Source organism: Klebsiella sp. MBT K-1, assembly GCF_002556465.1.
GTDB classification, from domain to species: domain Bacteria; phylum Pseudomonadota; class Gammaproteobacteria; order Enterobacterales; family Enterobacteriaceae; genus Klebsiella; species Klebsiella grimontii.
The window spans coordinates 163,814-184,586 of the sequence record NZ_PDEL01000008.1 but is presented as its reverse complement, the minus strand read 5'-3'; the positions used below and the strand labels follow the sequence as shown (position 1 = coordinate 184,586).

The following is a 20,773-nucleotide window of genomic DNA, read 5'->3' as shown; positions in this document are numbered from 1 at the left end:
CGGATCCCTTTTTTTATGGCCGCCGCGCAGGTTGTCCAGTTTGCGCTAGTTTATGTCCAGTTCGCTGGAGATGCCTTTTCGCCTTGTCATGCACGATAAAGACTCGCTTAGAAGGAGAAAATCATGCTGACTCAACCTGGTGAAAAATACCGTCCCTATCCGCCGATTGCCCTGCCCGACCGCCGCTGGCCGGAGCAGCAAATTACCCGCGCCCCGCGCTGGCTCTCCACCGACCTGCGCGACGGCAACCAGGCGCTGGCCGAGCCGATGGACAGCGCGCGCAAACTGCAGTTCTGGGACTTGCTGCTAGAGTGCGGATTTAAAGAGATCGAGGTGGCCTTTCCTTCGGCTTCGCAAACCGATTTCAACTTTGTGCGTCAACTTATTGAAGAACGGCGCATCCCGCAGGACGTGACGATTCAGGTGCTGACCCAGGCGCGGGAAGATTTAATCCTCAGGACCTTCGAATCGCTGCGCGACGCCCACCGCGCCACCGTTCACCTCTATAACGCCACCGCTCCGCTGTTCCGCGAGCGGGTTTTTGGAATGAACAAAGCGCAGGTCGTCGAGCTGGCGACCCGCGCTACCCGGCTTATCCGCCAACGGTGCGAACAGCAGCCGCAGACCCGCTGGCAATACGAGTACTCTCCGGAAACTTTTTGTTTTACCGAGCCGGAATTCGCGCTGGAGATTTGCGAAGCGGTGGCGGAAATCTGGCAGCCCTGCGCCGAACGGCCGATGATTATCAACCTGCCCGCGACGGTGGAAGTGAACACGCCTAACGTTTATGCCGATCAAATTGAGTATTTTTGTCGTCACTTCTCGCGCCGCGCCGATGTGTGCATTAGCGTTCATCCGCATAACGACCGGGGAACCGGCGTCGCCAGCGCGGAGCTGGCGGTGATGGCCGGCGCCGACCGCGTCGAAGGCTGCCTGTTCGGCAACGGCGAGCGCACCGGTAACGTCTGTCTGGTGACGCTGGCGATGAATCTCTACAGCCAGGGCGTCGATCCCCGGCTCAGGTTCGCTGAGATGAACCGGGTGGTCGAAATCGTCGAAAGCTGCAACCAGATCCCGGTTCATCCGCGCCACCCGTGGGCGGGAAGCCTGGCCTATACCGCCTTTTCCGGCTCGCATCAGGATGCGATCAAAAAAGGGTTCGACGCCCGCCGGCCCGGCGATCGCTGGGAAATGCCCTACCTGCCTATCGACCCGCAGGATATCGGCTGTAGCTACGAGGCGGTGATCCGCGTTAACAGCCAGTCCGGCAAAAGCGGCAGCGCGTGGCTGATTGAACAGAATCATGGCCTGAAGCTGCCGCGCGCGCTGCAGCAGGATTTTAGCCTGCACGTCCAGCGCGAAACCGATACGCATGGTAAGGAGATGACCCACAACGCGCTGTGGCAACTGTTTCGCGCACGCTACGGGCTGGTCCCCCAGCCGCCGCTGGCGCTGCTGGATTACCAAAGCGATAGCCAGCAGGACGGCCAGCTTTCTCTGCAGGCTTCCCTGCGCATCGCCGGCGAAACGCGACGTTTGCAGAGCCGCGGCAACGGCCTGCTGTCCGCAGCCGCCAGCGGGCTGAGCGGCCTGTTAAAGCAAAACATCGTGATTAAGGATTATCACGAGCATACCCTCGGCGAACGTAGCGACAGCCGTTCAGTCGCCTATATTCGCTGCGTCTTCCCGAATGGCGACAGCCGCTGGGGGGTGGGAATTGATAACGACGTGGCGCGCGCCTCGCTGCAGGCGCTGTGCAATGCGATGAGCGCAGGCCATTACTCCGGCGAACGGAAGTAGTCGCTGGGGGCGACGCCTGTTACCCGGCGAAACATAGCGCTAAAAGCGCTGTGGCTACCGTAGCCGAGATCCAGCGCCACCCGCAGTACCGACTGCCCCTGCGCCAGGCGAACCAGCGCTTCCATCAGCTTCGCCCGGCGCACCCATTCACTCCAGGTGAGCGTGGTCTGCTGCTGAAAATGACGATTCAGCGTGCGCTCGCTCATGCTGCTCTCTTTCGCCGCCACGGCGCTGCTCCACGAGTCGCCGGGCGCTTCTCTTACCTTCTGGCATAAACGGCGCAGCGCTTCGCTTTGCGGCTCCGGCAGGCCAAACGGCAGCACCGCCATGCCGCGAATTTCATCGAGGATCAGTTCGTAAATGCGTTCATCGCGGCTGCCCGGCGCGTAGGATTCCGCCAGCGTCAGCGACGCGACGATCAGTTCACGCAGCAGCGGAGTCACCTGCACTATCTGGCAGGCAGCGGGAAGATCGGCGCGCGCGAGAGGATCGATAAACAGGGTTCGCGCAGCCGCAGCGCCGGTAACCCGTAGGGTATGCGGGGTACCGGCGGGCAGCCAGACGCCTCGCCCCGGCGGCACGACCCAGTAGCCATGCGCAGTTTCCACCCGCACCACGCCGCTGAGAATATGCAGCAGCTGGGCGCAATCGTGCTGATGCCAGGGTTCGCTATCGCCATGGGCGTAATCATGGGCAAAAGGCACCAGCGAACGGTGTTGAAAATTGAAGGTTAAAGTCGTCGACATCGCCGCGGCGTCAGGGAATAGCGGCCCGACGGGGTTCGCCGGGCCGTGGCAGAAGCACTAGATGTGCAGTTCTTGCAGTTTTTCTTTCGGCAGCGCCAGCTCATCGTTGCTATTGACGCGGACATCGCGCTCGATGATATGGCGAGCGATTTCCTGAGCTTCTTCCAGCGAGTGCATGGTGTAGGTTCCGCACTGGTAAACGTTCAGCTCCGGGATCTGGTTCTGATCTTTCACCTTCAGCACGTCGGCCATCGCCGCTTTCCAGGCATCCGCGACGCGCTGCTCGTCCGGCGTACCGATCAGGCTCATATAGAACCCGGTGCGGCAGCCCATCGGAGAGATGTCGATAATTTCCACACCATTGCCGTTCAGGTGATCGCGCATGAAGCCGGCAAACAGGTGCTCAAGGGTATGAATGCCTCTTTCCGGCATCACTTCCTGGTTTGGCACGCAGAATCGCAGATCGAAAACGGTGATTTCATCGCCGTGAGGCGTGTTCATTTTCTTCGCGACACGCACCGCAGGCGCTTCCATTCGGGTATGGTCGACTGTGAAACTATCTAACAACGGCATTCTTCACCTCCGATAGTGATTTTTTTAAAAATAAAATGAACTCTTTTTGAGGCAGCGAGTCTGAGTATATGAAAGACGCGCATTTATTATCATCATCATCCCTGAATCAGAGATGAAAGTTTGGCCACAGTGATGTGGCCGTTTTCTTTTTTACGGCGCGTAAAGCTACGCGTGCCTTGCCAGCAGCGCTTCAAACGGCTCGCTATCCGCCGCTTCCACCTTCTTCTGACGCTGTAGCGATGCTTCACGCTCGGCAACAAAATCCGCCTCGCTTAAAATTTCCAGCGGCTCTTCGCGCAGCATCGTCCGATAGCGATCGGCCAGTTCTCTGCCGGTACCGCCAATCCCCTCTTCAAGCATAGAACGCAGAATGCGCGCCGAGAAGGTTAATTCCGGATTGTCGAAGCAGGCGACCAGCTCATCGCAGACCTGCTGATAGGCCTGACATCCGTGGATGCTATCCAGGGTCTGCGCCACGCGGCGTAAATCGCGGAACAGATCTTTGCCGACCTGGGCCAGCGGGAACTGCGCGGTTTCGCAGCCAATACCGAGCGTCAGGCCCGGCTTACGGCCTTCCAGAATCACCCGATTCCAGTTGGTGCGCGTGCACAGCAGCTCGTCGCTGCTCATCTCCGGCGCATCGGCCAGCACGCACCAGACCATAAACAGATCGAGGAAACGCACCTGCTGCTCGTCAACGCCAATCGGTGAGAACGGATTGATATCCAGGGAGCGCACTTCAATGTATTCAATACCGCCGCGCAGCAGCGCGTCGGAAGGCGTTTCGCCGCTGCGGGTCACGCGTTTCGGGCGAATCGGCGCGTACAGCTCGTTTTCGATCTGCAGCACGTTGCTGTTGATTTGCAGACGCTTCCCGTCTTTCTCCAGCCCGATATTTTCATACTCTTCGGAAGGCGTTTTAATCGCCCGCTTCAATCCTGCCACATACTCGTAGAGATCGTTAAACGTAATTCCGAGATTGCTTTGCGATTTATTGGTATAGCCCAGATCGCTCAGACGCAACGAGGTCGCGTAAGGCAGGTAGTACATGCCGTTGCTGGCTTCCTGAAAAGGCAGCGACGTCGGTTTGCCCTGCAGGAACGACGAGCAGATCGCCGGGGAAGCGCCGAACAGGTATGGAATCACCCAACCAAAACGGTAGTAGTTGCGAATGGAGCGGAAATAGCCCGCTGAGATCGCTTCTTTACCGCTTTCGGCATCCTCAACGCCGCACTTAGCCTGCCAGAAAGCCATCGGCAGCGAGAAGTTATAGTGCACGCCGGAGATGGTTTGCATCAGCGCGCCGTAGCGATTTTTCAGCCCTTCGCGATACAGCGTTTTCAGGCGGCCGATATTAGAGGTACCGTACTGCGCCAGTTCAATATCCTGGCCGGGCGCGATATAGCAAGGCATGCTCAGCGGCCACATCCGCTCGTCGCCAATATGACGTGCGGTATAGCGATGAACATCGCGCATAAAGGTGAGCATATGCTGGATATCGCCATCAACCGGCGTAATAAATTCCAGCAAAGCTTCGGCAAAATCGGTGGTAATCCATTTATGAGTCAGCGCTGAACCCAGTGCCTGCGGATGACCGGTAGTGGCCAGCGTGCCGTCAGCATTGACGCGCAGCGTTTCGCGCTCAAGACCACGTTGAATACCCTGCAGCGCCTGCGGATTTTTTTCCAGCCAGGCCAGCGCCTGTGATACGTCCGGGATCAATTTGACCTCCCGCCTGTCGAAATCGTTTGAATTAGCATAATTGTAATGGTTGAACAATCAGTCCAATTAGTGCCACCACGTCATGCCCTGAAGCGTTATCGCCGCAACGACGATATAGCGTATTGCTTTGCCAAGGCATAAAAAAAAGAGCACTGGTCCCCAGGAAATACGCATCCATCCCGCCAGTAAACACAGCAAATCGCCTATAACAGGCGCCCAGCTTAATAATAGCGCGGCCGCGCCGTAGCGCCTCAGCCAGCCGGACGCCTTCTCCTGCCAGCGCGATGTTTTGCGCAGCGGAAACAGGCGCCCCAGAATAACGTTAGTTACCCCTCCAAGGCTATTACCGATTATTGCTATTAAAACCAGTAACCAGGGCTGGCTAGCCCCCGCCAGCAGCATGGCAATCAACACCACTTCCGAATTGCCGGGAAGCAGCGTGGCGCTCAAAAAGCTGCTGGCAAACAGCGATATCAGCGACAGCGAGTCGCTCACAGCAACCGCACGTCCACGGCATCCATTCCGGCGCGCTTCGCCGCCTGCAGACCAAAGTCCGCATCTTCAAAGACCACGCATTTCTCCGCCGCAACGCCCATGCGCTCAGCGCAGAGTAAGAAAGTATCAGGCGCGGGTTTATGGTTGGCGACATGATCGGCGGCAACTACCGCCGAGAAGTAGTGACGCAGGCCCAGATGGGCCAGCAGCGCTTCAGCAACGGCGCTCTCGCTGCCGGTACCGACCGACATCGGACGACGACCGTGCCACTCCTTAACCACCTCAATCAGCGGTAAGGGGCGGACGCTATCAAGCAGCATCGCTTTCACGGCGTCCGTTTTTTCCTGCGCCAGAGAGTGAGGATCTAAATCAGCCTGATTTAATTCGATAATGGCCTGAGCGATCCGCCAGGTAGGAGAACCGTTAAGCGCGACCATGGCCTGCATATCAAAACGCATACCGTAACGTCCCAGAACCTCGTTCCATGCCTTACGATGCGTCGGCTCGGTATCGAGGATCGTGCCATCCATATCAAAAATCAGTCCTGCGTAACGTTCGTACATCGTCTTCTCACCAACCGGTTAAGGAGGAGTTACTGTAACGCAAAAGGTCTGCTTTGTCGCTGCCAGCGGTAGATGCAACAAGGGCGCTCGATGGCGCCCTTGTTGATACAGATGCAGTGTGGTGCGTTTATTTGATTCTTAAATCGTTCTCAACCATACGAACGCCCTGCACTTTTCGCGTCACTTCTACCGCTCGTTTAGCGCTATCGACGGATGAGACAAAGCCGCTGAGCTGTACACGACCTTTAAAGGTCTGGACGCTAATTTCCGAAGACTTAATCTCTTTGTCATTGAAGAGCGCGGTTTTGACTTTGGTGGTCACGACAGTATCGTCAATATACCCACCGGTACTTTCCTTTGTGGATGAACCTGCGCAGCCCGCAAGCGTGGCGGCGACCAGAAGCGTCGCGCAACACGCAGATATTGCTTTGAACCATTTCATGGATTTCTCTCCTTGCACTTATCCCACCCAGGATCAGGTCGGTTAACAGGAATAAATTATAGTGGAAAGAGGGAGTTGCCAATGAAAAAAGTGCTGAAGGACAAGGTGAATTATTGCGTTTAAGAGGTTTTGAGACAAAGAGAGTGGCTGGAGATTATCTCGCAGACCATGAAACAACAGCGTGGCTGCTATCTCGGAGGAGATGGTGCATCCGGGAGGATGACTCACTCGGTTCGCCCTTCGGGCCGTTGCTGAAGCAACGTTATCCTCCCTGGTGCTGGCGATTATCTCGCAGACCATGAAACAACAGCGTGGCTGCTATCTCGGAGAATATGGTGCATCCGGGAGGATTCGAACCTCCGACCGCTCGGTTCGTAGCCGAGTACTCTATCCAGCTGAGCTACGGATGCATCGGGAAACTTGCTTTACTGCCGATATTGATACCGCTACTAAAGCCGTATCAAGTAAGAGATGGTGCATCCGGGAGGATGACTCGCCCGGCTCGCCCTTCGGGCCGTTGCTAAAGCAACGTTATCCTCCCTGGTGCTGGCGATTATCTCGCAGACCATGAAACAACAGCGTGGCTGCTATCTCGGAGAATATGGTGCATCCGGGAGGATTCGAACCTCCGACCGCTCGGTTCGTAGCCGAGTACTCTATCCAGCTGAGCTACGGATGCATCAGGGAACTGCTAATGGTGCATCCGGGAGGATTCGAACCTCCGACCGCTCGGTTCGTAGCCGAGTACTCTATCCAGCTGAGCTACGGATGCATCGGGAAACTTACTTTACTGCAGATTTTGATACTGCTGCTAAAGCCGTATCAAGTAAGATGGTGCATCCGGGAGGATTCGAACCTCCGACCGCTCGGTTCGTAGCCGAGTACTCTATCCAGCTGAGCTACGGATGCAAAATGGCGGTGAGGCGGGGATTCGAACCCCGGATGCAGCTTTTGACCGCATACTCCCTTAGCAGGGGAGCGCCTTCAGCCTCTCGGCCACCTCACCACACGCCTCTTACGAGTGCTTCGAAGAACTTGTTTCTGCTCTTCGTCGCTGCGATGGCGCACATATTACTTTCTGGTACTTATAAGTCAAACCTTTTTTCGAGACCTTTTTTTCGTTTGCACACTTCCCGCGCAATTAGCCTGTGAAAACGGCAAAAAGAGTATTTTATCAACAAGAAATTGGCGATTACGCCGCTGCTAACGCAAAAGATAATTGTCGCGGACGCGGAGAAAGAGACAAAAAAGAGGGGCTATCGGAGAGGAAAAGTGGCAAAAACGGGGGATGGAAGGAGGCGCCTCACCGAATAGCGAGGCGCGAAAACCTTAGTAACTGGACTGCTGGGATTTTTCAGCCTGGATACGCTGGTAGATCTCTTCACGATGCACGGAGACTTCTTTAGGGGCATTAACGCCAATACGTACCTGGTTACCCTTCACCCCTAAAACTGTCACAGTGACCTCATCTCCAATCATGAGGGTCTCACCAACTCGACGAGTCAGAATCAGCATTCTTTGCTCCTTGAAAGATTAAAAGAGTCGGGTCTCTCGTATCCCGGCATTATCCATCATATAACGCCAAAAAGTAAGCGATGACAAACACCCTACGGTGTAAGCAGTCACGGCATCACATTCTGTTAAACCTAAGTTTAGCCGATATACACAACTTCAACCCGACTTTATCGTTATCAGTGCTTCTCGCGCAAGATGCTGTAATCCGAGAATCACAGCATCTATGCAATTATAGTTATTACAGTTTTGCGCTTACCCAGCCTTTCACACTGGCCAACGCAGCAGGGAGAGCAGACGCATCGGTACCGCCGGCTTGCGCCATATCCGGACGACCGCCCCCTTTACCGCCCACCTGCTGGGCGACCATACCAATCAGTTCCCCTGCCTTCACGCGGTCTGTCACATCCTTAGACACACCTGCAATCAGAGAAACCTTACCCTCTGCGACCGTGGCCAACACAACAACCGTTGAACCCAGCTGATTTTTCAGATCGTCAACCATAGTACGCAGCATTTTCGGCTCAACGCCAGCCAGTTCGCTGACCAGCAGCTTAACGCCGTTAATCTCTTCCGCTTTGCTGGAGAGATTTGCGCTCTCCTGCACAGCAGCCTGCTCTTTCAACTGCTGCAGCTCTTTTTCCAGCTGACGGCTGCGTTCTAACGCGGCACGTACTTTGTCGCCGAGGCTGTGGGTGTCCCCTTTCAGCAGCTGCGCGATATCGCTCAGCTGATCGCTTTGCGCATGCAGCATCGCCATCGCACCTTCGCCGGTGACCGCTTCGATACGGCGCACGCCCGCGGCGGTGCCGGATTCAGAGGTAATGCGGAACAGGCCGATATCACCGGTGCGCGAGGCGTGCGTACCGCCGCACAGCTCGGTGGAGAAATCACCCATGCTCAGCACGCGAACGCGATCGTCATACTTCTCGCCAAACAGCGCCATCGCGCCGGATTCACGCGCAGCGTCAATATCCATGATATTGGTTTCGATCGGCAGGTTGCGGCGAATTTGCGCGTTCACCAGATCTTCTACCGCGCGGATCTCCTCCGGCTTCATCGCTTCAAAATGCGAGAAGTCAAAGCGCAGCGCTTTGTCGTTAACCAGAGAACCCTTCTGCGCAACGTGCGTACCAAGAACCTGGCGCAGCGCCGCGTGCATCAGGTGCGTTGCGGAGTGGTTGAGGCGGATACGCTGACGGCGAGCCTCATCAACATCGGCCTGCACGGCGTCGCCGACTTTCAGCGAGCCGCCGGTGACTTTACCGATATGACCAATGGCCTGACCGTATTTCTGCGCGTCGTTGACCTGGAAGGAGAAACCGGCGCCCTTAAGTTCGCCTTTGTCGCCCACCTGGCCGCCAGATTCCGCGTAGAACGGCGTCTGATCGAGAATGACCACCGCTTCCTGGCCCGCGTTAACCGCATCAACCGCTTTGCCATCGATAAACAGCGCGGTGACTTTGCCGTTCAGTTCCAGGCTGTCATAGCCCTTAAACTCAGAGACGCCGTCGACGCGGATCATCGCATTGTAGTCCGCGCCAAAGCCGCTGGATTCGCGCGCGCGACGGCGCTGCTCTTCCATTGCCGCTTCAAAACCCGCTTCATCAACTTTGATGTTGCGCTCGCGGCAAACGTCCGCGGTCAGGTCAACCGGGAAGCCGTAGGTATCGTACAGGCGGAAAGCGGTTTCGCCGTCCAGCGTGTCGCCCTGCAGTTTAGCCAGCTCTTCATCCAGCAGCGCCAGTCCGCGCTCCAGAGTACGGGCAAACTGCTCTTCTTCGGTCTTCAGCACCTGCTCAACCTGAGCCTGCTGCTGTTTCAGCTCTTCGCCGGCGGAACCCATCACGTCAATCAGCGGGGCAACCAGTTTCCAGAAGAAGGTCTCCTTCGCGCCCAGCATATTGCCATGGCGAATTGCGCGGCGAATGATGCGGCGCAGCACGTAGCCGCGGTTTTCATTCGACGGGATAACGCCATCGGCTATCAGGAACGCGCAGGAACGAATGTGGTCAGCGATAACGCGCAGCGACTTGTTAGAGAGATCGGTCGCGCCGGTAACCTTCGCCACGCTCTTAATCAGATCGCGGAACAGATCGATATCGTAGTTGGAGTTGACGTGCTGCAGCACGGCGGCAATACGCTCGAGGCCCATACCGGTATCTACGGACGGCTTCGGCAGCGGCTCCATGGTTCCGTCAGCCTGACGGTTGAACTGCATGAAGACGATATTCCAGATCTCAATATAGCGATCGCCGTCTTCTTCCGGCGTTCCCGGAGGGCCGCCCCAGATATGGTCGCCATGGTCGAAGAAGATTTCGGTGCAGGGGCCGCACGGCCCGGTGTCGCCCATCTGCCAGAAGTTATCGGAAGCAAACGGCGCGCCTTTGTTGTCGCCGATGCGGATAATACGCTCGCGCGGTACGCCAACTTCATTTGCCCAGATATCGAACGCTTCATCGTCGGTTTCGTAAACGGTCACCCACAGTTTTTCTTTCGGCAGGGCGAACCAGCTTTCACCGGTCAGCAGTTCCCATGCGTATTTGATGGCGTCCTGTTTGAAATAATCGCCGAAGCTAAAGTTGCCCAGCATTTCAAAGAAGGTGTGGTGACGCGCGGTGTAGCCGACGTTTTCCAGATCGTTGTGTTTACCACCCGCACGAACGCAACGCTGCGCGGTGGTCGCGCGCGAATAATTACGTTTGTCGAGACCAAGGAAGACATCCTTGAACTGGTTCATCCCGGCGTTGGTAAACAGCAGGGTCGGGTCGTTATGCGGCACCAGGGAGCTGCTCGCAACTACCTGATGTCCTTTACTATGGAAAAAGTCGAGAAACGCCTGACGGATCTCAGCGGTGCTCTTGCTCATAATTATCCTGAAATCAAGCTAACGAAATGTCGCTGGCAGCCACTACCCAGTATTGACCGGCAGGCTACTCACGAAAATAAAGTGGGAATAAGATAAGTTTTCTTCACGGGGAAGTAAAATCCCGGATGGGTCAATCTGCAAAATTTCGCCAGATTTCCTGAATATCTTCCATCAGATAACCGCGATAGAGCAAAAAGCGCTGAATTTTGACTTTTTCGGCAAATACGGTGGGCAGGGGTTCGCCATATTTTCGCTGCGCCTGCTCTTTGGCAAGCTGCGCCCAGTCGATTTCGCACTCGCGCATGGCTGCCTCTATCGTCTCGCGGGAAATCCCCTTCTGCTTTAGCTCCTGGCGGACGCGCGCCGGGCCGTATCCCTTGCGGCTGCGGCTGGCAATAAACTGACGAACAAAGCGTTCGTCGTCCAGATAGCGGTTCTCAATACACCATTCAACGACGTTATCGACCTCTTCCGGCGTCACGTTTAACGCTTCCGGGCCGTTTTTACTCATAACCGGCGCGGCCAGTTTGCGCCTTAGCTCCTGTTCGCTGTGGTCGCGCATTGCCAGAATGCGAATCGCGCGATCCAGCAGCCTGGCGTAGTCAGAGCGGCGGGATGAAGTTTCAGTCACGGGCAGCCTCGCTAATCAAAAAAGCAAAAGGGCCGCGTAAGCGGCCCCTTGTTAGTCTGTTCAGACGATATCAGAAATCCTGTTCGGTTTCCGCTTCGCTGTTGCCATCAACCGCGAAGTCCGGCGTGGCATCCTGATTGCTCAGCAGCAGTTCACGAACTTTCTTCTCAATCTCTTTTGCCGCTGCCGGGTTCTCTTTCAGCCAGGAGATGGCGTTCGCTTTACCCTGACCAATTTTATCGCCGTTGTAGCTGTACCAGGCGCCGGCTTTCTCGATCAGCTTCTCTTTCACGCCGAGATCGACCAGCTCGCCGTAGAAGTTAATACCTTCACCGTAGAGGATCTGGAATTCAGCCTGTTTAAACGGCGCGGCGATTTTGTTTTTCACCACTTTAACGCGGGTTTCGCTGCCGACGACGTTGTCGCCCTCTTTCACCGCGCCGATACGACGGATGTCCAGACGCACGGAGGCGTAGAACTTCAGCGCGTTACCGCCGGTGGTGGTTTCCGGGTTACCGAACATCACGCCAATTTTCATACGAATCTGGTTGATGAAGATCAGCAGCGTGTTGGACTGCTTCAGGTTGCCCGCCAGTTTACGCATCGCCTGGCTCATCATACGCGCCGCGAGGCCCATATGAGAGTCGCCGATTTCGCCTTCGATTTCCGCTTTCGGCGTCAGCGCCGCAACGGAGTCGACGACGATAACGTCTACCGCGCCGGAACGCGCCAGCGCGTCACAGATTTCCAGAGCCTGTTCGCCGGTATCCGGCTGGGAGCACAGCAGGTTGTCGATATCGACGCCCAGCTTGCGTGCGTAAACCGGGTCCAGCGCGTGTTCCGCATCGATAAACGCACAGGTTTTACCTTCGCGCTGCGCGGCGGCGATAACCTGCAGCGTCAGCGTGGTTTTACCGGAAGATTCAGGCCCGTAGATCTCGACGATACGGCCCATCGGCAGGCCGCCTGCGCCCAGGGCGATATCAAGGGAAAGCGAGCCGGTGGAGATAGTTTCCACATCCATGGAACGGTCTTCACCCAGGCGCATGATGGAGCCTTTACCGAATTGTTTTTCGATCTGGCCCAGTGCTGCCGCCAACGCTTTCTGTTTGTTTTCGTCGATAGCCATTATTACTCCTCTCATGCCGGGTGTAACCGGGTAGTGAATTCTGTTCTGTTGAAGCAATTATACTGTATAGTCATACAGTATCAAGTATTTTGTAGAAATTGTTGCCAGAGGAGATTTAGCGCATAGGCCGTGGCCTGGCGGCGTACCGACTCGCGGTCTCCGGCGAAGCATTCGCGCCGGGTCACGCCCTGTCCGCTGGCGCTGGCGACGCCAAACCAGACGGTTCCCACCGGCTTTTCCGCGCTGCCGCCATCCGGTCCGGCAATGCCGCTGACCGAAATCGCATAGTCCGCGCGGGCCGCGCGCAGGGCGCCAACCGCCATCTCCACGACCACCGGTTCACTCACCGCGCCATGCTCAAGCAGCGTCGCTTCGCTGACGCCAATCATCTGCGATTTCGCTTCATTGCTGTAGGTCACAAAACCGCGCTCAAACCATGCCGAACTACCGGCGATATCGGTAAGGGTTTTGGCGACCCAGCCGCCGGTGCAGGACTCCGCCGTGGTCACCGTCGCGCCGCGCGCTTTCAGCGCCTGCCCCACCTGCTCGCTCAGCTGCATTAATTCGGAATCTGTCATTCGTCGCCCCACGTAAGCTGTACAACCAGGCCATCAAAGATAGCACTTTCAGCAGAGATATGGGGATGAGGTAACGAATTTACGAGTCGGCTTCCGAAAAACATCGACCGCGCCCGACGGCGTATTTTCGGATAGCCGCCAGGGGGCGCCGGTATACAATTCATCGCACGTATAAGGAAGAGTGAAATACGAGGTTACCAGGAATGGCTAAAGCAGCGATGACCTCCGAGCAGAACGTGAATACGCCTGCGTCTGTTTGTCTGCGGCGTCGTGTCACTGTTTACCGCGCTACTGCCTATGTTTACCCGCTCATTTAACTCGCTGTACCAAGGCGTACAGATCCTGCTGGGGGTGAGCTGTATTGTCTGTGGATTGACATTAATTAAAAAAAATTCAAACAGATACTTGCAGAATAATAAGGTCAGTTAACCGGCCCGCGGCGGGCCGGCTTCATTTATTTCATACTCGCCGCAATCAGCTCCACGTTGTGGCGCAGCATTTTCACGTAGCTGTCCGCCACGCCGCCCGGTTTAGAGAGCGCTTCAGGGTAGAGCTCTCCTCCCGGCTGCGCGCCCGTTGCGCTGGCAATCTGTTTAACCAGTCTTGGATCAAGCTGATTTTCCATAAACCAGGTATGCACATCGTCGGCTTTAATTTGCTTGATTAAGGCCGCCACCTGCGCCGCGCTGGCTTCACTTTCCGAAGACAATCCCTGCGGCGCGAGGAAGGTCACGCCATAAGCGCGGCCAAAATAGCCGAACGCGTCATGGCTGGTCAGCACCTTACGCTTTGCCTGCGGAATGGCGCTGAACCGATCTTTTGCCCAGCGATCGATCTCATTGAGCTGGCTGATATAGCGCTGACCGGAGGCCTCCAGCGCCGACTTATCCTCCGGGTCGGCTTTCACCAGGCCGTTGAGGATATTCTGCGCATACAGCGCACCGTTCGCGGCGCTGTTCCACGCGTGCGGATCGGTTACCGTTGCGCCATCTTCTTCCAGCGTATGGGTTTTTACGCCGCCGGAAGCCACCACCAGCTCGCCTTTAAACCCCGATGCCTTAATCAGCCTGTCCAGCCAGCCTTCCAGTCCCAGGCCGTTCACCACCACCACATCGGCTTTGCTCAGCAGCGCGCTGTCTTTCGGCGAGGGTTCAAAGGTGTGCGGGTCGCCGTCCGGCCCCACCAGCGTATCTACATGCACATGTTCGCCGCCAATCTGCTGCGCCATATCGCCTAATACGGAAAAACTACTCACCACGTTTAGCGTTTTCGCCATCACCCCGTGCGATGCCAGACCCAACGCCAGCGCCAGCCATATCCCGGTACGTTTCATCATGTTCCTTACCCCATTAATTTACGCCAGCCGACAACCAGCCGGCTGCGCGTGCCAAAAAACACCGATATAAAAAAGATACCGCTGGCGGTCAGCACAATAGCGGGCCCGGCTGGCAGGTTTGCCGCCCACGACAGGCTCAGCCCCATCCATGCGCAAAAGCCGCCGATGAGCGCCGCCAGCAGCAGAATGCCCGGCAGCGTCCGCGCCCAGCAGCGAGCCGCGACCGCGGGCAGCATCATGACCCCCACCGCCATCAGCGTGCCGAGCACCTGAAACCCGGCCACCAGATTGAGCACCAGCAGGGCGAGAAACAGGCCGTGCAGCAGCGCAGGCAATCTTCGCGCGTTTACCTGAAGCCAGACGCTGTCGAAGGCTTCGCTGACCAGGCCGCGATAAAACAGGGCAATGCCGATCAGCGTCAGGCTGGCGACGCCGCTCACAAACACCGCCGAATCGCTGTCCACCGCCAGAATCGAGCCGAACAGCAGATGCAGCAGGTCGACGTTAGAGCCGCGCAGCGAGACCAGCGTGACGCCCAGCGCCAGGGAGCCGAGATAAAATCCGGCAAAGCTGGCATCCTCTTTTAAAGGCGTGCGTCGGCTGACCCACCCCGCCACCAGCGCGACCGCGATGCCGGCGATAAAACCGCCGACGGTCATCGCCAGCAGCGACATCCCGTTGAGCAGATAGCCCGCGGCCACGCCGGGCAAAATTGCATGCGAGAGCGCATCGCCCATCAGGCTCATGCGGCGTAAAAGTAAGAAGACGCCGAGCATGGTGGTGCTCAGGGACAACGCCAGGCACACCAGCAGCGCGCGGCGCATAAAGCCAAATTCGATAAAGGGCTGAATGAACGTATGCCAGATCATGCCAGCCTCACGCCGTGAAAGGCGGGAAGCACATCAGGCGTACTGCCCCAGCGGGCGCGCTGCGGCGTCAGCAGCATCGTTTCCGGGAAATAGTCGGCGACCCGCTGGTTATCGTGCAGCACCGCCAGAATCGTCTGCCCCTGCTGATACATTTCCAGGATCAGCGCCATCAGCTCGCGGCAGGTGGCTTCATCGATGCCGGTAAACGGTTCGTCGAGCATCACCAGCGGCGCGCGCTGCACCATCACCCGCGCGAAGAGCATGCGCTGAAACTGGCCGCCGGAGAGCTCCTCAATCGGCGTTTTCGCCAGCGTTAACAGCCCCACCCGCTCTATGGCTGCGACGATGCGCTGACGCACCTCTCCGCCGAGCCCACGCAGCAGCGATACGCGCGGCCAGGCGCCCTGGCTGACGACATCCTGCACCGTGAGCGGAAACTGCGACTCCAGCGCGTGCCGCTGCGCCAGCCAGCCGATAACCGGCCGTCCCTCGCGCCAGTTCAGGCGGCCGCTGACCGGCGGAATAAACCCGGCCAGCGTCTTTAACAGCGTCGATTTCCCGCAGCCGTTCAGGCCGACGATAGCGGTCATACTCCCCGTTGCAAGCGTGCCGCTAAGCGACGGCGTAATCGCCAGGCCCTCATAGCCCGCCACCAGGTGATCGAGCTCAATCATGGCAGCGATACCGCCCACCAGGTTGCCAGCCACAGAGCGGCCAGCAGCACGCAGGCCATCCCCAGACGGGCGATGCCTGAAGTCATCAATAAGGAAGTCAATGTTTACGCCTCAACAAAACGTTATAACATAACAATATTAAAAAAGGCGCGAAATGTAAATTGGCGTCAACAAAAGGAAATGCTGCAAAATGTTACAGGCTCCTCTCCGGACGGAGAGGAGCGCAGAAGGCGGGATTACTGCATGCGGGCCTGAGAAACCGCCAGACCCAGCTGCCAGACGGCCATCGCGTAATGGGTGCTGTGGTTATAGCGGGTAATGGTGTAGAAGTTCGGCAGGCCGTACCAGTACTGGTAGCCAGTGCCGACGTCCAGACGCAGCAGGCTCGCCTGCTGATGGTTACCCAGCGGCTGAGTCGGGGTAAGTCCTGCCGCCGCCAGCTGCGAGACGCTGTATTTGGTTTTGAACCCATTGTTCAGCCCAGGCGCCTGGCCTAGCGCTTGTACCGCCACGAGATCGCCGCTCACCCAGCCGTGCTGCTTGAAGTAGTTCGCCACGCTGCCGATCGCATCGACCGGATCCCACAGGTTGATATGCCCGTCGCCGTTAAAGTCCACGGCGTACTGCTTATAAGAAGAGGGCATAAACTGACCGTAGCCCATCGCGCCGGCGAAGGAGCCTTTCAGATCGAGCGGGTCGTCCTGTTCGCTGCGGGCCATCAGCAGGAACGTTTCCAGCTCGCTGGAGAAGTACTCGGCGCGGCGCGGATAGTTAAACGACAGCGTCGCCAGCGCATCAAGGATGCGGGTTTTCCCCATCACCCGGCCCCAGCGGGTCTCGACGCCAATAATCCCGACGATAATCTCCGGCGGCACGCCGTATACCTGGTACGCGCGGTTGAGCGCATCCTGATACTGGTTCCAGAACGCCACGCCGTTCTGCACGTTATCCGGGGTAATAAACTGCTTTTTGTAGCGCAGCCAGGCGCCGTTTGGCCCTGACGGCGGCAGCCCGGTGGGCGCCTGACGGTCCATCAGACGCAGCACGTAATCCAGGCGTTTGGCCTGGGAGAGGATTTGATGCAACTGCTGTCGGTCGAAGCCGTGCTTGCTCACCATTTTATCAATGAACTGTTCCGCCGCCGGGTTATTGGCGAAATCGCCGCTCATCTCCATCACATTATGCTGCGGCTCGAGTAAAAAACCGCCCGTGCCGCCCGCCATTTCCTTTTCAGCAGAAGTTTGAGGTTTGCTGCTGCAGGCAGCGAGGAGAACGCACAGGGGGAGTAAAGCCAGGGAACGACGCTTCAACATGGGACATCCATTTAACAAATCGGCAAGGGGTAATTATGGTAAAGCATGCGCCCGCTCACAAGGAAGCGGCGGCAATGTAAATTCTTTTTTATCGCTCTTTTTCCTCCCACCCCGCCGGATCCTTCGCTCATTTCAGTCACAATCTTTCAAAATAAAATATTTATCTTTCATTTTGCGATCAACATAACAATTTCAAACCTTTTAAAATGATTAAAATCAGCTGCCAGTTAGCAAGAAAAATAACACGCTGAAGGAGAGAACAATGATTGAAGTCGTTACCCACGGCGCCGAATGGTTTATCGGCCTGTTTCAGAAGGGAGGCGAGGTGTTCACCGGTATGGTCACCGGGATCCTGCCTTTGCTGATCAGTCTGCTGGTGATCATGAACGCGCTGATCAACTTTATTGGTCAGCAGCGGATCGAAAAGCTGGCGCAACGCTGCGCCGGTAATCCGATCTCCCGCTACCTGCTGCTGCCCTGCATCGGCACCTTCGTTTTCTGTAACCCGATGACCCTGAGCCTTGGGCGCTTTATGCCCGAGAAATACAAACCGAGCTACTACGCGGCGGCCTCCTACAGCTGCCACTCAATGAACGGCCTGTTTCCGCACATCAACCCCGGCGAACTGTTCGTCTATCTGGGGATCGCCAATGGACTCACCACCCTCGGTCTGCCGTTAGGGCCGCTGGCGGTGAGCTATCTGCTGGTGGGCCTGCTGACGAACTTCTTCCGCGGCTGGGTGACCGACCTGACCACGTCGATTTTTGAGAAAAAAATGGCCATCCAGCTTGAGCAGAAAGTGCATCTGTCAGGAGCGACATCATGACCCGTATTCGCATTGAAAAAGGCGCCGGCGGCTGGGGCGGCCCGCTCGAACTCGACGCCGTTGCCGATAAAAAGATTGTCTATATCACCGCGGGCACCCGCCCGGCGATCGTCGATAAAATTGCCCGCCTCACCGGCTGGCAGGCGGTCGATGGCTTCAAAGAGGGCGAGCCGCCGGAAGCGGAAATCGGCGTGGCGATTATCGACTGCGGCGGCACCCTGCGCTGCGGTATCTACCCGAAGCGCCGCATCCCGACCATTAATATCCACGCGACCGGCAAATCGGGTCCGCTGGCGCAGTATATCGTCGAAGACATTTACGTTTCCGGCGTCAAAGAGGAAAACATTTTCGCCCTGGAAGAGGGGCACTCCCCGGCCCCGCAGGCCGCGCCTGCCCAGCCGGCGGCCCGCGACTATGACACCAGCAAAAAGATCACCGAGCAGAGCGACGGCCTGCTGGCCAAAGTTGGTATGGGAATGGGCTCCGTCGTGGCGGTGCTGTTCCAGGCCGGGCGCGACACCATCGATACGGTGCTAAAAACCATTCTGCCGTTTATGGCCTTCGTCTCGGCGCTGATCGGCATCATCATGGCCTCCGGCATCGGCGACTGGATTGCCCACGGTCTGGCGCCGCTCGCCAGCCATCCGCTGGGCCTCGTCACCCTGGCGCTGATCTGCTCCTTCCCGCTGCTGTCGCCGTTTCTCGGCCCCGGCGCGGTCATCGCCCAGGTTATCGGCGTGCTGATTGGCGTGCAGATTGGCCTTGGCAATATTCCGCCGCATCTCGCCCTGCCCGCGCTGTTCGCCATCAACGCCCAGGCCGCCTGCGATTTTATCCCGGTTGGCCTGTCGCTGGCGGAAGCGCGCCAGGACACCGTGCGCGTCGGCGTACCGTCGGTTCTGGTGAGCCGCTTCCTGACCGGCGCGCCAACGGTGCTGATCGCCTGGTTCGTTTCCGGATTTATTTACCAATAAGAGGTGCCTGAAGATGACCGTGATTTACCAGACCACCATTACCCATATCGGCGCCAGCGCGGCGATGGCGCTGGACGAGCAGATGCTGATCACCTTCCGCGAAGGCGCCCCGGCCGATATCGAAGAGTACTGCTTTATTCACAACCACGGCGAGCTCTCCGGCGCGCTGGTGCCGGGCGCTGAGCTCCAGCTTGGCGAGCTGCGCTACCCGGTCACCGCCGTCGGCGACGTCGCCGAGCAGAACCTGCGCGAGCTGGGCCATATCACGCTGCGCTTTGACGGTCACCGCGAAGCGGAATTCCCCGGAACCGTACACGTGGCGGGCCCGGTGCCGGAAGGCATCGCCGCCGGCTGCGTACTGAAATTTGTTGCTTAAGCTGTAAGGAGAAAAGTATGAATCAGGTTGCTGTTGTCATTGGTGGGGGACAAACCTTAGGGGAGTTTCTGTGTCGCGGGCTTGCTGCAGAAGGCTATCGCGTGGCGGTGGTCGATATTCAGAGCGATAAAGCGACCCGCGTCGCACAGTCGATTAACGCGGAATATGGCGAAGGAACGGCGTGGGGCTTCGGCGCGGACGCCACCAGCGAAGCCAGCGTCGTCGCCCTCGCCCGCGGGGTGGACGACATTTTTTCCCGCGTCGACCTGCTGGTCTATAGCGCCGGGATCGCTAAAGCGGCGTTTATCAGCGATTTCGCGCTGGGGGATTTCGACCGCTCGCTGCAGGTGAATCTGGTGGGCTACTTCCTTTGCGCCCGCGAGTTTTCCCGCCTGATGATCCGCGACGGCATTAAAGGTCGCATCATTCAGATCAACTCTAAATCCGGCAAAGTGGGCAGCAAGCATAACTCCGGCTATAGCGCGGCAAAGTTCGGCGGCGTGGGGCTGACGCAGTCGCTGGCGCTGGACCTCGCGGAGTACGGGATTACCGTGCACTCCCTGATGCTCGGCAACCTGCTGAAGTCGCCGATGTTCCAGTCTCTGCTGCCGCAGTACGCCACCAAGCTGGGGATCCCGGAGGAGCAGGTCGAGCAGTATTACATCGACAAAGTCCCGCTGAAGCGCGGCTGCGATTACCAGGACGTACTTAACGTGTTGATGTTTTACGCCAGCCCGCAGGCTTCCTACTGCACCGGCCAGTCCATTAACGTCACCGGCGGGCAGGTGATGTTTTAAAACGTTGCGCACTGTTTTCCCGGAGGCGATGCTGCGCATCTGTCCGGGCTACCGATTATGCGGCTTTCTGGTAGCCCGGACAGGCGCAACGCGCCGCCTCCGGGGGAATTTTCCCACACTTTAAGGAGATTTTATGGTTACCGCGCTCATCACCGTCGCCGCCATCGCCTGGATAACCCAGCTTGCCTTTGGCGGCTGGCAAATCCGCCAGTTCAATCGCGCGTTCGATCGGCTGTGCCAGCAGGGCCGCGTCGGCGTGGGCCGCTCCTCGGGGCGGTTCAAGCCGCGGGCCGTCGTCGCCATCGCCGTTGACGAAGACGACCGCATCCGCGATACGCTGTTAATGAAAGGCCTCACCGTCTTCGCCAGGCCGCGAAAAATCCCCGCTCTCCACGGCAAACATCTTAAGGAATTGCAGCCTGATGTGATCTTTCCCAATGATCCGCTCTGTCAGAATGCACTATCATTAGCGCTTAATCCGAAACATGGATAATTTCGTTGTGAACGTTAATATCTTGCGAAATTATCATTTCGAAACTTTAAACGCA

General features: G+C 57.5%; 21 protein-coding genes and 5 tRNA genes. 6 read left to right on the top strand and 20 right to left on the bottom strand.

Annotated features, from left to right (window positions below; genetic code table 11):
• Window positions 1-123: 123 nt before the first annotated feature.
• Window positions 124-1,800 (top strand): 2-isopropylmalate synthase, encoded by a 1,677-nt coding sequence (gene leuA, locus CMQ96_RS14095; protein ID WP_004132925.1) that lies wholly within the window; start codon window positions 124-126, stop codon window positions 1,798-1,800.
• On the opposite strand, the gene CMQ96_RS14090 is transcribed toward leuA, so the two are convergent.
• From CMQ96_RS14090 to mltB, 20 genes are all read right to left on the bottom strand, one after another.
• Window positions 1,779-2,546 carry a helix-turn-helix transcriptional regulator gene (locus CMQ96_RS14090; protein ID WP_024358424.1) on the bottom strand — a complete coding sequence of 256 codons (768 nt, stop codon included), beginning with the start codon at window positions 2,544-2,546 and terminating at the stop codon, window positions 1,779-1,781. The two genes, leuA and CMQ96_RS14090, sit on opposite strands and share 22 nt — an antisense overlap.
• A 57-nt stretch (window positions 2,547-2,603) precedes the next feature.
• On the bottom strand, window positions 2,604-3,119 hold the full coding sequence (gene luxS, locus CMQ96_RS14085) for an S-ribosylhomocysteine lyase (RefSeq protein ID WP_004104795.1): 516 nt from the start codon (window positions 3,117-3,119) through the stop codon (window positions 2,604-2,606).
• 165 nt (window positions 3,120-3,284) lie between these two features.
• Window positions 3,285-4,841: a glutamate--cysteine ligase gene (gene gshA, locus CMQ96_RS14080; RefSeq protein WP_024358425.1), complete on the bottom strand. Its 1,557-nt coding sequence runs from the start codon at window positions 4,839-4,841 to the stop codon at window positions 3,285-3,287.
• A 66-nt stretch (window positions 4,842-4,907) separates the two neighbouring features.
• Window positions 4,908-5,336, bottom strand: coding sequence for a YqaA family protein (locus tag CMQ96_RS14075; RefSeq protein WP_024358426.1), 429 nt, complete (start codon window positions 5,334-5,336; stop codon window positions 4,908-4,910).
• Window positions 5,333-5,899 carry a fructose-1-phosphate/6-phosphogluconate phosphatase gene (yqaB, locus tag CMQ96_RS14070; RefSeq protein ID WP_004123996.1) on the bottom strand — a complete coding sequence of 189 codons (567 nt, stop codon included), beginning with the start codon at window positions 5,897-5,899 and terminating at the stop codon, window positions 5,333-5,335. Before yqaB ends, CMQ96_RS14075 begins: the two co-directional genes overlap by 4 nt.
• Window positions 5,900-6,026: 127 nt before the next feature.
• Window positions 6,027-6,341, bottom strand: a complete 315-nt coding sequence (locus CMQ96_RS14065) for a BON domain-containing protein (RefSeq protein WP_024358427.1) — start codon at window positions 6,339-6,341, stop codon at window positions 6,027-6,029.
• 333 nt (window positions 6,342-6,674) lie between these two features.
• Window positions 6,675-6,751: transfer RNA gene (locus tag CMQ96_RS14060), tRNA-Arg, on the bottom strand.
• A gap of 192 nt (window positions 6,752-6,943) precedes the next feature.
• Window positions 6,944-7,020, bottom strand: a tRNA-Arg gene (locus CMQ96_RS14055).
• Window positions 7,021-7,036: 16 nt separating this feature from the next.
• A tRNA-Arg gene (locus CMQ96_RS14050) sits at window positions 7,037-7,113 on the bottom strand.
• 60 nt (window positions 7,114-7,173) lie between these two features.
• Window positions 7,174-7,250, bottom strand: a tRNA-Arg gene (locus tag CMQ96_RS14045).
• A gap of 4 nt (window positions 7,251-7,254) precedes the next feature.
• Window positions 7,255-7,347 (bottom strand) — tRNA-Ser (locus tag CMQ96_RS14040).
• Between the two features lie 323 nt (window positions 7,348-7,670).
• Window positions 7,671-7,856: a carbon storage regulator CsrA gene (gene csrA / locus CMQ96_RS14035; RefSeq protein ID WP_000906486.1), complete on the bottom strand. Its 186-nt coding sequence runs from the start codon at window positions 7,854-7,856 to the stop codon at window positions 7,671-7,673.
• A 238-nt stretch (window positions 7,857-8,094) separates the two neighbouring features.
• A complete protein-coding gene (alaS, locus tag CMQ96_RS14030; protein ID WP_024358428.1) occupies window positions 8,095-10,722 on the bottom strand; it encodes an alanine--tRNA ligase in 2,628 nt (875 codons plus the stop codon).
• Window positions 10,723-10,852: 130 nt separating this feature from the next.
• A complete protein-coding gene (gene recX, locus CMQ96_RS14025; RefSeq protein WP_024358429.1) occupies window positions 10,853-11,353 on the bottom strand; it encodes a recombination regulator RecX in 501 nt (166 codons plus the stop codon).
• A gap of 70 nt (window positions 11,354-11,423) precedes the next feature.
• Window positions 11,424-12,482: a recombinase RecA gene (gene recA / locus CMQ96_RS14020; RefSeq protein ID WP_024358430.1), complete on the bottom strand. Its 1,059-nt coding sequence runs from the start codon at window positions 12,480-12,482 to the stop codon at window positions 11,424-11,426.
• 80 nt (window positions 12,483-12,562) lie between these two features.
• Window positions 12,563-13,060 (bottom strand): nicotinamide-nucleotide amidase, encoded by a 498-nt coding sequence (pncC, locus tag CMQ96_RS14015; protein ID WP_049099726.1) that lies wholly within the window; start codon window positions 13,058-13,060, stop codon window positions 12,563-12,565.
• A 454-nt stretch (window positions 13,061-13,514) separates the two neighbouring features.
• On the bottom strand, window positions 13,515-14,393 hold the full coding sequence (locus CMQ96_RS14005) for a metal ABC transporter substrate-binding protein (protein WP_004132219.1): 879 nt from the start codon (window positions 14,391-14,393) through the stop codon (window positions 13,515-13,517).
• An 8-nt stretch (window positions 14,394-14,401) separates the two neighbouring features.
• A complete protein-coding gene (locus CMQ96_RS14000; protein WP_024358432.1) occupies window positions 14,402-15,265 on the bottom strand; it encodes a metal ABC transporter permease in 864 nt (287 codons plus the stop codon).
• On the bottom strand, window positions 15,262-15,972 hold the full coding sequence (locus CMQ96_RS13995; protein WP_176518988.1) for a metal ABC transporter ATP-binding protein: 711 nt from the start codon (window positions 15,970-15,972) through the stop codon (window positions 15,262-15,264). Before CMQ96_RS13995 ends, CMQ96_RS14000 begins: the two co-directional genes overlap by 4 nt.
• Window positions 15,973-16,175: 203 nt before the next feature.
• The gene (gene mltB / locus CMQ96_RS13985; protein ID WP_098066940.1) at window positions 16,176-17,252 is read right to left on the bottom strand and encodes a lytic murein transglycosylase B; all 1,077 of its coding nucleotides are present in this window, start codon (window positions 17,250-17,252) and stop codon (window positions 16,176-16,178) included.
• 262 nt (window positions 17,253-17,514) lie between these two features.
• Between mltB and CMQ96_RS13980 the strand changes: the two genes are divergently transcribed.
• From CMQ96_RS13980 to gutM, 5 genes are all read left to right on the top strand, one after another.
• A complete protein-coding gene (locus tag CMQ96_RS13980) occupies window positions 17,515-18,078 on the top strand; it encodes a PTS glucitol/sorbitol transporter subunit IIC (protein ID WP_098066939.1) in 564 nt (187 codons plus the stop codon).
• Window positions 18,075-19,052: a PTS glucitol/sorbitol transporter subunit IIB gene (locus CMQ96_RS13975; protein ID WP_004132226.1), complete on the top strand. Its 978-nt coding sequence runs from the start codon at window positions 18,075-18,077 to the stop codon at window positions 19,050-19,052. Before CMQ96_RS13980 ends, CMQ96_RS13975 begins: the two co-directional genes overlap by 4 nt.
• A 13-nt stretch (window positions 19,053-19,065) precedes the next feature.
• Entirely contained in the window at window positions 19,066-19,428 is a 363-nt protein-coding gene (srlB, locus tag CMQ96_RS13970; RefSeq protein ID WP_004132227.1) for a PTS glucitol/sorbitol transporter subunit IIA, read from the top strand.
• A gap of 17 nt (window positions 19,429-19,445) precedes the next feature.
• On the top strand, window positions 19,446-20,225 hold the full coding sequence (gene srlD / locus CMQ96_RS13965; protein WP_004132228.1) for a sorbitol-6-phosphate dehydrogenase: 780 nt from the start codon (window positions 19,446-19,448) through the stop codon (window positions 20,223-20,225).
• A 133-nt stretch (window positions 20,226-20,358) separates the two neighbouring features.
• Window positions 20,359-20,718: a transcriptional regulator GutM gene (gene gutM / locus CMQ96_RS13960; RefSeq protein ID WP_024358436.1), complete on the top strand. Its 360-nt coding sequence runs from the start codon at window positions 20,359-20,361 to the stop codon at window positions 20,716-20,718.
• Window positions 20,719-20,773 lie beyond the last annotated feature (55 nt).